The sequence below is a fragment of the Streptomyces europaeiscabiei genome (assembly GCF_001550375.1).
Classification (GTDB): domain Bacteria; phylum Actinomycetota; class Actinomycetes; order Streptomycetales; family Streptomycetaceae; genus Streptomyces; species Streptomyces europaeiscabiei.
In genome coordinates this window covers 1-9508 of the sequence record NZ_LRTR01000024.1, presented here as the reverse complement: position 1 = coordinate 9508, position 9508 = coordinate 1, and the positions used below count along the sequence as shown (strand labels likewise).

7 protein-coding genes, 2 pseudogenes and 1 riboswitch are annotated in these 9508 nt (G+C 71.0%); of the genes and pseudogenes, 4 read left to right on the top strand and 5 right to left on the bottom strand.

Annotated features, from left to right (window positions below; all coding sequences use genetic code 11):
• A partial coding sequence (locus tag AWZ10_RS01045) for an XdhC family protein (RefSeq protein ID WP_208618426.1) occupies positions 1 to 443 on the bottom strand: 443 nt, incomplete at its 3' end.
• 325 nt (positions 444 to 768) lie between these two features.
• Here AWZ10_RS01045 and AWZ10_RS01040 point away from each other — a divergent pair.
• Both AWZ10_RS01040 and AWZ10_RS01035 read left to right on the top strand, forming a co-directional pair.
• Positions 769 to 2778, top strand: a complete 2010-nt coding sequence (locus tag AWZ10_RS01040; RefSeq protein WP_060890206.1) for an elongation factor G — start codon at positions 769 to 771, stop codon at positions 2776 to 2778.
• Positions 2779 to 2969: 191 nt separating this feature from the next.
• Positions 2970 to 4853 carry a glycoside hydrolase family 5 protein gene (locus AWZ10_RS01035; protein WP_060890205.1) on the top strand — a complete coding sequence of 628 codons (1884 nt, stop codon included), beginning with the start codon at positions 2970 to 2972 and terminating at the stop codon, positions 4851 to 4853.
• On the opposite strand, the gene AWZ10_RS01030 is transcribed toward AWZ10_RS01035, so the two are convergent.
• Entirely contained in the window at positions 4846 to 6111 is a 1266-nt protein-coding gene (locus tag AWZ10_RS01030; RefSeq protein WP_046706842.1) for a YncE family protein, read from the bottom strand. The genes AWZ10_RS01035 and AWZ10_RS01030 overlap by 8 nt on opposite strands.
• Positions 6112 to 6327: 216 nt before the next feature.
• Here AWZ10_RS01030 and AWZ10_RS01025 point away from each other — a divergent pair, with 216 nt between their 5' ends.
• Positions 6328 to 6987, top strand: coding sequence for a TetR/AcrR family transcriptional regulator (locus AWZ10_RS01025; protein ID WP_046706843.1), 660 nt, complete (start codon positions 6328 to 6330; stop codon positions 6985 to 6987).
• A 253-nt stretch (positions 6988 to 7240) separates the two neighbouring features.
• On the opposite strand, the gene AWZ10_RS01020 is transcribed toward AWZ10_RS01025, so the two are convergent.
• The 3 genes and pseudogenes from AWZ10_RS01020 to AWZ10_RS56240 form a co-directional block, all read right to left on the bottom strand.
• Positions 7241 to 8467, bottom strand: a complete 1227-nt coding sequence (locus tag AWZ10_RS01020) for a glycosyltransferase (RefSeq protein ID WP_060890207.1) — start codon at positions 8465 to 8467, stop codon at positions 7241 to 7243.
• Between the two features lie 118 nt (positions 8468 to 8585).
• Complete coding sequence (locus tag AWZ10_RS56245) at positions 8586 to 8669, bottom strand: hypothetical protein (RefSeq protein ID WP_456340097.1); 84 nt, start codon at positions 8667 to 8669, stop codon at positions 8586 to 8588.
• 40 nt (positions 8670 to 8709) lie between these two features.
• Positions 8710 to 8865 (bottom strand): annotated as a pseudogene (locus AWZ10_RS56240) (tetrahydrofolate dehydrogenase/cyclohydrolase catalytic domain-containing protein); the annotation flags it as partial.
• Between the two features lie 4 nt (positions 8866 to 8869).
• Positions 8870 to 8958: riboswitch (ZMP/ZTP riboswitch) on the bottom strand.
• 48 nt (positions 8959 to 9006) lie between these two features.
• Here AWZ10_RS56240 and AWZ10_RS49870 point away from each other — a divergent pair.
• Positions 9007 to 9508 (top strand): annotated as a pseudogene (locus tag AWZ10_RS49870) (hypothetical protein); the annotation flags it as partial.

Genomic DNA, 9508 nt, shown 5'->3' with positions numbered 1-9508 from the left:
CCGGACGTCCCGCCCGGCCACACGGCGAGCGTGGCGCCACGCGCGGCCGGGCCGTCGAGCACGGTCGCCACGGTCACCGGGTGCCCGGCGCCCACGGATTCCACGACCCGCCCGAACGCCGGGTCCTCGGCAGCCGTCACCCGCCGCACCAGGAGCGTGATCTCGCCGCCACACGTCAGCCCCACGGCGAACGCGTCCTCGTCGCTGTACCCGAACGTCTCGATCCGTGGCTCCCCGGACGCCACGACCTCCCGGGCCAGCTCGAACACCGCGCCCTCCACACAGCCGCCGGAGACGCTGCCCACGACCTCGTCCCCCGGCCCGACCGCCATGGCGGCCCCCGGCCCGCGCGGAGCGCTGCGGCTGACCGCGACGACGGTGGCAAGGCCGAAGGGGGAGTCCGCCGCGTACCACGCGCCGAGTGCCGGAAGGATCTCACGCACGGAGCCACTCCTCTCACCGCCACCACCCGTGCCTCCAGCGTCCGACAGTCCGCTCCCCACCGCCTGCCGCCAGGGTTTCCTCCGCCCCCGCTCGGGTGAGTTGTCCGGCTGCGGGCAGGTGGGGTTTCTCGCACAGTTCAGCGCCCCTTCTCAGGGGCGCAGGGGACTCCGCGAACGGGGTCCGGGGCGGCGAAACCCGTTGCGAGTGCGCGAACCGCTCTGCTTCACTGCGCGCGAAGCCCCCCGACCGTTCAAGGAGCCCCGATGCGCGCTGCGTCCATGTCCAACCAGGAAGGAATGCCCCCCATTTCGAAGGACATGACGCTTGTCACGCACGCTCAACCTCGGCATCCTCGCGCACGTCGACGCAGGTAAGACCAGCCTCACCGAACGCCTGCTGCACACCGTCGGAGTCATCGACGAGATCGGCAGCGTCGACGACGGCAGCACCCGCACGGACTCCCTCGCGCTGGAACGACAGCGCGGCATCACCATCAAGTCCGCCGTCGTCTCGTTCGAGATCGACGACCTGACCGTCAACCTCATCGACACTCCCGGCCACCCCGACTTCATCGCCGAGGTGGAGCGCGTCCTGAACGTGCTCGACGGCGCCGTCCTGGTCGTCTCGGCCGTCGAAGGCGTCCAGGCACAGACCCGCGTCCTGATGCGCACCCTGCGACGCCTGCGCATCCCCACGCTGATCTTCGTCAACAAGCTCGACCGCCGGGGCGCGCGCCACCAGGACCTGCTGGAGACCATCGCGGCACGTCTCACGCCGGCGATCGTCCCCATGGGCGACGTCGGCGAACTCGGCACACCCGATGCCTGCTTCACTCCCTACGCCCCCCTTCCGCCCCGCCTCCTCGAACTCCTCGCCGAGCACGACGACGGCCTGCTCGCCGCCTACGTCGACGACGAGAGGGCCGTTCCCGACACCCGACTGCGCGCGGCCCTCGCCGCCCAGACCGGCGAAGCCCTGGTGCACCCGGTGTTCCACGGCTCGGCGATCACGGGTGCGGGGATGGATGAACTCGTCGACGGAATCCGGGAGCTGCTGCCCGCGACCGACGGTGAGCACGGAGAGCACGGAGAGTCGGACGGCCAGGCCTCCGGCACGGTCTTCAAGGTCGAGCGAGGTCCGGCGGGCGAGAAGGTCGCCTATGTGCGGATGTTCGCCGGGACGGTGCGCACCCGCGAGCGGCTGGCCTTCCGTGACGGCGAGCTCCACGGCAAGGTCACCGCGATCAGCGTCTTCGAAGGAGGAGCGGCGGTTCGCAGGGCAGCCGTCTCGGCCGGCCGGATCGCACAGCTGTGGGGCCTGTCCGACATCCGGATCGGCGACACCGTCGGCGTACCGCGCGAGCGGGCGGCCGAGGGGCACCACTTCTCTCCGCCCACCCTCGAAACGGTCGTCCTCCCCGCCCGCGCCGAGGACGGGGGAGCCCTCCACCTCGCCCTCACCCAACTCGCCGAGCAGGACCCGCTGATCGGCCTCCGTCACGACGGTCTCCGCCAGGAGACCTCCGTGACGCTGTACGGGGAGGTGCAGAAGGAGGTCGTGCAGGCGACGCTCGCGGACGAGTACGGCCTCGACGTCACCTTCCGCGAGACGACGACCATCTGCGTCGAGCGCCTCGCCGGCGTCGGCGCGGCCGTGGAGTTCAACAAGAAGGACGGCAATCCGTTCCTTGCGACGGTCGGGCTGCGGGTGGAACCGGCGCCGGTCGGCTCCGGGGTCGGCTTCCGGCTGGAGGTGGAACTCGGGTCCATGCCGTACGCGTTCTTCAAGGCCGTCGAGGACAGCGTGCGGGAGGCGCTGGAGCAGGGCGTCCACGGCTGGAGGGTCCCCGACTGCACGGTGACGATGACGCACTCCGGCTACTCGCCCCGGCAGAGCCACGCCCACCAGGGCTTCGACAAGAGCATGTCGAGCACGGGCGCGGACTTCCGCGGACTGACCCCGCTGGTGCTCATGGACGCGCTGCGGCGGGCGGGCACCCGCGTCCACGAGCCGATGCACCGTTTCCGGATCGACGCCCCGGCGGACACCCTGGGCGCGGTTCTGCCGGTGCTGGCCGCGCTGCGTGCCGTACCGCAGGACACCCGGACGAGTGGGACGGCCGTACGGCTGGAGGGGCTGGTGCCGGCCGCCCGGGTGCATGGACTGGAGCAGCGGCTGCCCGGAGCGACCAACGGCGAGGGGGAGCTGGAGGCAGCCTTCGACCACTACGCGCCCGTCGGCGGCGCCACGGTGCCCGAACGGCCGCGCACCGACCTCAACCCCCTCGACCGCAAGGAGTACCTGCTGAACCTGACCCGGCGGGTGGGTGACTGAGCGGCGCCGGAGGGCCGCGCGGGGGGCCTTTATCGGGTCCCCGCGCGGGCGCACAAGGGCTTTCAGGGCCTCGCCGGGTCGTGTGGGGCAAAGAATCGGCCGTGAAACGTGAACTGTCTTGCGAAAATGGGTACTTACTCGTGCGTCAGTTGCTATTGACGGCCCGCCTGACCATTGGGACGGTAGTGCACATGTCGAATGTGGCGGACATGTCAAGATTGCGCACTCGTCTGCTCGGTGTCCTGGTACTCGTCACCGGCTTCCTGACCACGGCGGTCCCCATCCAGCCCGCCTCCGCTCTCACTGACGAACTCTGGTTCGACTCGCAGGCCGCGGCCACCCTCACTGTCGAGGGCGGCCGCTTCAAGGACGGACTCGGCCGCGAGGTCGTCCTGCGTGGCTACAACGTCTCGGGTGAGACGAAACTCAAGGAGAACAACGGTCTGCCCTTCGCCTCGGTCTCCGACGCGAAGAAGTCGGCGACCGCGCTCAGGGCACTCGGTGGCGGCAACTCCGTCCGCTTCCTGCTGTCCTGGGCGTACGCGGAACCCGTGCGCGGGCAGGTGAACACCACCTACCTGGCGGCGGCCACCGCACAGATGGGTGCGTTCCTGGACGCCGGGATCCGCGTCTACCCGGACTTCCACCAGGACCTCTACTCCCGCTGGCTGTTCGACTCGGACAGCTGGTACACGGGCGACGGCGCACCCAAATGGGCCGTCGACCTGGGCAACTATCCCGACGAGTACTGCGGGATCTGCCCGTTCTGGGGGCAGAACATCACGTCCAACGCGGCCGTGACGAAGTCGACGTACGACTTCTGGCACAACACCTACGGTGTCCAGGACTCCTTTCTCGACACCGCCCAGAAGACGATGGCGTACGTGAAGTCGAACCTCACGTCCGCCCAGTTCCAGGGCGTCGTCGGCTTCGACCCGTGGAACGAGCCGCATCCCGGCACCCTCGACTCCGGACAGACCAGCAGGACGTGGGAGAAGGACGTCCTGTGGCCGTTCTACGTCAAGTTCCGTGCCCGGATGGACGCGGCGGGCTGGCAGTCCAAGCCCGCCTTCGTCGAGCCGAACCTGTTCTGGAACGCCAACATCGACTTCCAGAAGCAGGAGGGCGGACTCCTCGACGCGGGCACTATCGGACCGCGCTACGTCTTCAACACCCACTTCTACGACCAGAAGGCGATCTCCGGCATCTTCATGTGGGGCAAGGCGGAGAACGGCCAGTACGTGAACGACTTCGGGACTGTGCGTGACCGGGCCACCGCCGGCGGCACCACGGCGATCATCAGCGAGTTCGGACACCCGCTCAGAGGCTCGGTCTCCGACAAGGCGCCCACGGTCTACAAGGCCATGTACCAGGCGCTGGACTCCCGGGTGAAGGGCGTCAACTGGTGGTCGGACCCGGCCTCCTCGGGCCCGGTCCTGTCCGGGTCCCAGTGGCAGTGGGACATCTACTGGGGCCGCCACCACGAGCTGATGAACGACAACCCCGACAAGGTGCAGGTCGAGGGAGACGCCTGGAACGACGAGGACCTCTCCGCCGTACGTCTCGACGACGCCGGTGCGGCCGTGCTCCGCCAGGACGCCCGGATGCTGGACCGGATCTACCCGAGCGCCACGGCGGGCAGCACGGTCGCCTTCACCTACGAGGACCGGTCGCGCGACGGCTCCACGACACTGACGTGGAACCCGGTGCCCAGCTCACTGCCGAACGTCTCCTCGCTCGTCGGCTCCGGCCAGTACTCCCTGCTGGTCTGGCGCTCGGACGGCAGCACCGAACCGACCGAGCTGCATCTCCCGGCGTCCTTCCCCACCGCGTCCACCACAGTGGTGTCCGACCTCGGGGTGACGGCCGCGCCGCCGACGTACACCACGTCGACACCCATCGCCGCCGCCAAGGAACCGGGCGGCACCGGCAGCCGCCGCCTGCTCCTCACCGCCGCCGACACGGGCAAGCTCCACTACGCCCTGGTCACCAACGGCGCGACAGCCCCGTCCGCCACGCAACTGAGCGCGGCACGGACGGAGCTGTCGAACTGGCTGACGTCTGAATTCAGTTAGCCGAAGGTCCGGTCCAGTCGGCGGGCACCCGCGCGAGACGCACTCGCTGCGGGTGGTCGCCGACCGCGACGGACACGGTCTTCCTCCCGGTGGCGAAGTCGATCGCCGTGACCTGGTCGGCGCCGCTCTCGGAGACCACACAGGACTTGCCGTCACCGCTGACGGTCGACCAGTACGGCTTGGAGACGGGGACGAGCGGCCCCTCCTGGAGGGTCGCGCGGTCCACGACGGTCGCGTAGTCGTCCATCGTGCCGGCGATGCACAGCTTGGTGCCGTCCGGCTTCATCGTGAGGCCGTGGTGGCGCGAGTCGTTGACGAAGGTGGTGCGGTCGTCGCTGACCCCCGCGGACTTCGGCAGGGTCTTGGTGCGGGTGATCTTGTCGGTGGCGATGTCGTACTCGAAGAAGCCGTTGAAGAACGACACCTGGAAGTACAGCTTCGTCTCGTCGGGCGAGAACGCGGCGGGGCGGACCGCGTCCGAGTAGTCGGACAGCCCGATGGCGTTGAGCCGCTCCCGCATGTCGATCACCTTGACCTGCTGGAAGGTGTTCGTGTCGACGACCGTGATCTTCCGGTCGCCCTTCGTCCAGTCCAGCCAGGGCGCGTCGGTCTGGGTGTTCACATCGCCGATCGCCATGTTCCAGACGTACTTGCCGTCGCTGGTGAAGATGTTCTCGTGCGGCTTGTCGCCGGTCTTGAACGAACCGAGCTGCTTGCCGGTGACGATGTCCAGCACATGCACGGTGTTCGCCGTCGAGGCCGAGACCGCGACGCGCTTGCCGTCGGGGGAGACCGCCATGTGGTCGGAACGGTAACCCGACACCGGGAAACGCCAGTTGATGGCCCCGGTCGTGAGGTTGATGGAGACCACGTCGGCGAAGCTCGGGCGGGAGACGACCATCGACGAACCGTCCGGCGTGGAGTACATGTCGTCGACGTACTGGTCGTGGCCCTCACCCACGCTGTTCCGGATCGTCATGTAGGCGATCCACTTGATCGGATCGGCGTTGATCTCCGCGATCCGGGCGGCCTTGTCGGGGATGACGTTGACCCGGCCGACCTTGGCGAAGTCGCCGGAGGACTTGATGACGTCCGCGGTGCCCTCCCAGTTGTTGCCCACGAACATCACCTCGCGCAGATCGGCCGCGGCACTCGCCGGGGTGGCACTCGCCGCGGCGGAGGCGGTCAGCGCGAGGGCGGAGACGACGGCACCGAGGTGCCGGGGCCGGAATCGGCGGGGGGTGCGGGGGACGGTCATGATCGGTTCCTCCTGCTTGCTCAGGGCATGCCAAAACGACTGGGGGGACGTGAGGTGAGAACTCAAGGCGGCAAGTCTGAATACATCAACGTTCAAATGGACTTACTGGAAAGTAAGGAACGCCCCCGCTTCACCACAAGACCGGGGACACGACAAAATCGACCGACGGCCGAACCCGGCCGTCGCACCGGGAGACTTTCCGTGGGGAGGAACAGCGTGGCGGGCAGGCCCAGACAGCCCACCGGCCGGTACGGGGGCAGGTCCGCGGCGGAGCGCCGGGCCGAGCGCCGAGGCCGTTTCCTCGACGCGGGCCTCCAGCTCTTCGGCGACAGTCCCGGCTTCCGGGGAACCACGATCGCGGGACTGAGCGAGGCCGCCGGACTGTCGACCCGTCAGTTCTACGAGGAGTTCCGCACCCTGGAGGACGTGCTGGCCGCCCTCCACCTCCAGGTCAACGACTGGGCGGAAGAGGCCGCGCTCACCGGTCTCGCCGCGGCGGACGGGCAGTCGATCGCCGAGCGCGCCACCGCCGCGTTCCGCGCCTACGCCGCGAACGTCACCGGCGACCCCCGCCGACTGCGCGTCACCTTCACCGAGATCGTCGGCGTCAGCCCCCGCATGGAGCGCCGACGCCTGGAACGCCGCTCCCGCTGGATCGACTTCATCTGCGCCGAGGCCGCCGCGGCCGCCGAACGCGGCGAGGCCGTCCCCCGCGACTACCGCATCGCCGCCACGGCCTTCATCGGCAGCGTCAACGGCCTCCTCCACGACTGGCAGGCCGGCTGGGTCGACGCGACCCTCGACGAGGTGGTCGACGAACTGGTCGGACTGCTGCTGGGAATACTGCGGCCGGCGGGATGGCGACCGGGGGGATGAGGAGGCGGTTCGGTACGGGCGGTCCGGCAGGGCGACGGCGCCCGAGGCGGTCCGGCACGGGGTGGTGGCCGTCTCGGGCGGGGGTTCTCAGGGGGTTCTCAGGGGGTGCGCCGGGGCTCGTCCCCGGGCCGAGCGGCAGTCCGCGCCGGGGCCGGGCACGCTGCTCGCGCCGAAATCGCCCGTCCCCCATCGCCCCTCACCGCAGGCCGGCGAACCCGCTCCCGTCTGTGGGTTCGAGGCGCGGCCGCGGTTCTCAGCCCGCCAGCCGGTCCACCGCGGCCAGGACCGGCCGCACCCCGTCCTCCGTGCGCAGTTCCCCGGCCAGAGCCTGGGCGCGGCGGCCGTACGACGGGTCGGCGGTCGCCCGTCGCAGTGCGGACTCCAGCGCCGCGGCCGTGAAGCCGCGCAGCGGTACGGTTCCGGGAGCCACCCCGAGGGCGACGAGGCGCGCGGCCCAGAAGCCCTCGTCGAACTGGACGGGCACCGGCACGGCCGGGACCCCGGCGCGCAGGCCCGCCGCCGTGGTGCCCGCGCCCGCGTGGTGGACGACGGCCGCCATCCTCGGGAAGAGCAGGGAGTGCGGCACCTCGCCCACGGTGAACATGTCCTCGCCCTCGCCCCGCAGTTCGCCCCAGCCCCGCTGGATCACCCCGCGCAGCCCGGCCGCCCGCAGGGCCCGTACGATCTCGCCGCTCATCCGCCCGGGATCGGGCACCGTCGCGCTGCCCAGGCCCACGAAGACCGGGGGCGGCCCGGCGTCGAGGAAGTCCAGCAGCGGCGCGGGCAGCCGGTCCTCACGGTCGTACGGCCACCAGTAGCCGGTGACGTCCAGCCCGGTCCGCCAGTCGCCGGGGCGGGGCACCACCCGGGGGCTGAAGCCGTGGAACACCGGCCGGCCCAGCCGCTCCCGGGTGCGCGCGGACACCCGGCCGGCGCGCGGGAGTCCGTACTCGGCGCGCAGCCTGCGCACCTCCTCGGCGAAGATCCACTCGACGGCCGCGTTCACCGCGTGCCCGGCCGCCCGGTTGCCGACCGGGCCCCAGGAGCGGACCCCGGTCATCGGCGGGGCGAACTCCCGTGTGGGCGCGAGGGGTTGGAGGTTCACGCCGAGACTCGGGATCGACAGGCCCTGGCCGATGGTGTGGCCGAGCGGCGCGAGGGTGCCGGCCAACAGCAGGACGTCGCTGGCCCGGGCGGCGGCCACCAGGTCACCGGCCATCCGCCCCACCAGACTCCGGGCCATCTCCGCCGCCCGGTAAAGCTTCCCGGCCCCGGTGGAACTGCGGTGCAGTCCCTGCCCGCGCGCCGACTCCAGCTCCTCCCGCGGATCCACGGGCATGGCGTGGAAGGCGACCCCCGAGCCCGCCACCAGCGGCTCGAACCGGGCGTGCGTCACCAGCGTGACCTCGTGCCCGGCCCGCACCAGCCCGTGTCCCAGCCCGGTGTACGGGGCCACGTCACCCCGGGAACCCGCCGTCATGATCGCTACGCGCACGCCCGACAGTATGGCGTCGGCCGCCACACCGCGGCAGGGGACCGCACCGCGATGACGCGAAAAGGCCCCTGTCCGAAAGCACCCCCGACGGTCGGGCCGCTCCTCACCACCCCGACTGCCGCTCCGCCCCCGTGACCGTCTGCTCCAGCAGGGGGGCGATCGTCATCGGGCCGACCCCGCCCGGCACCGGCGTGATCAGCCCGGCCCGCCGTACCGAGGAGTCGTGCGCAGGACAGGAACCCGGGCAGGCCGAAGCTCATCGCCGCGTACGAGCCGAGGGTCACCCCGTCGACGTCCTTCTCCGGCTCGATCGCCTCGAACGCCGCCCGCTCGTCGATGTGCCCGCCCACCGGGTGCCGCAGCAGGATGCCGTGTCGTGAAGGGGGCGACGGTTGCCCAGGAGCGCGGCAGTGCAGCACACACGACGGGCCGCTCCCCGGGGGTACTCCACCTCGGCGCCGGTCACAGCCCGCCGCCCACGTCGGCCCGTAGGATGACCGGCCGGTGCGACGGGGGAGCGAGCAGTGACGTATGCGCGAAAGCAGATCCTTGCGGGGCTGGCCCGGAACACGGCCGCGAGTGGCGACGTTCTCCTGCGGCTGCTGCATCCGGAGGCCAAGCCCGCCTGGAACTGGCTGTTCATCCGGTCCGGATGGCCCGCCGTCGTCGTCGACGCTCTCGTCACCCATCACGACTGGCGGATGCGTGCCGAGTTCGCCCAGAACCCGGGGGCGGCTCCGGCCGACCGGGCCCGGCTGGTGGACGATCCCGTACGCAAGGTGCGGTGGGAACTGGCCCACGGGCCGCAGCCGTACCGCCGGGTGGCCGACCCCCTGCCCGACGAGACGTACGCGCGCCTGCTGACCGCGCCCGACCGGGTCGTCCGCGAGATGGCGGCCCGGTCGGCGAGCATCCCGGGCCGTGTCCTGGTCCAGTACGCGGGACACGAGGACCCCGGGGTGCGCAAGGCGGTGTGCCGGGCCTGGGACGCCCTGGGGCCGGCCGACCGCGAGGCGCTGCTCGCCG

What these genes read in the sequence shown, in the direction of transcription:
- AWZ10_RS01020 (WP_060890207.1), bottom strand. Translation starts at nt 8,467, where the DNA reads ATGACGGCGGGTTCCCGGGGTGACGTGGCCCCGTACACCGGGCTGGGA.
- AWZ10_RS01030 (WP_046706842.1), bottom strand. Translation starts at nt 6,111, where the DNA reads ATGACCGTCCCCCGCACCCCCCGCCGATTCCGGCCCCGGCACCTCGGT.
- AWZ10_RS01035 (WP_060890205.1), top strand. Translation starts at nt 2,970, where the DNA reads ATGTCGAATGTGGCGGACATGTCAAGATTGCGCACTCGTCTGCTCGGT.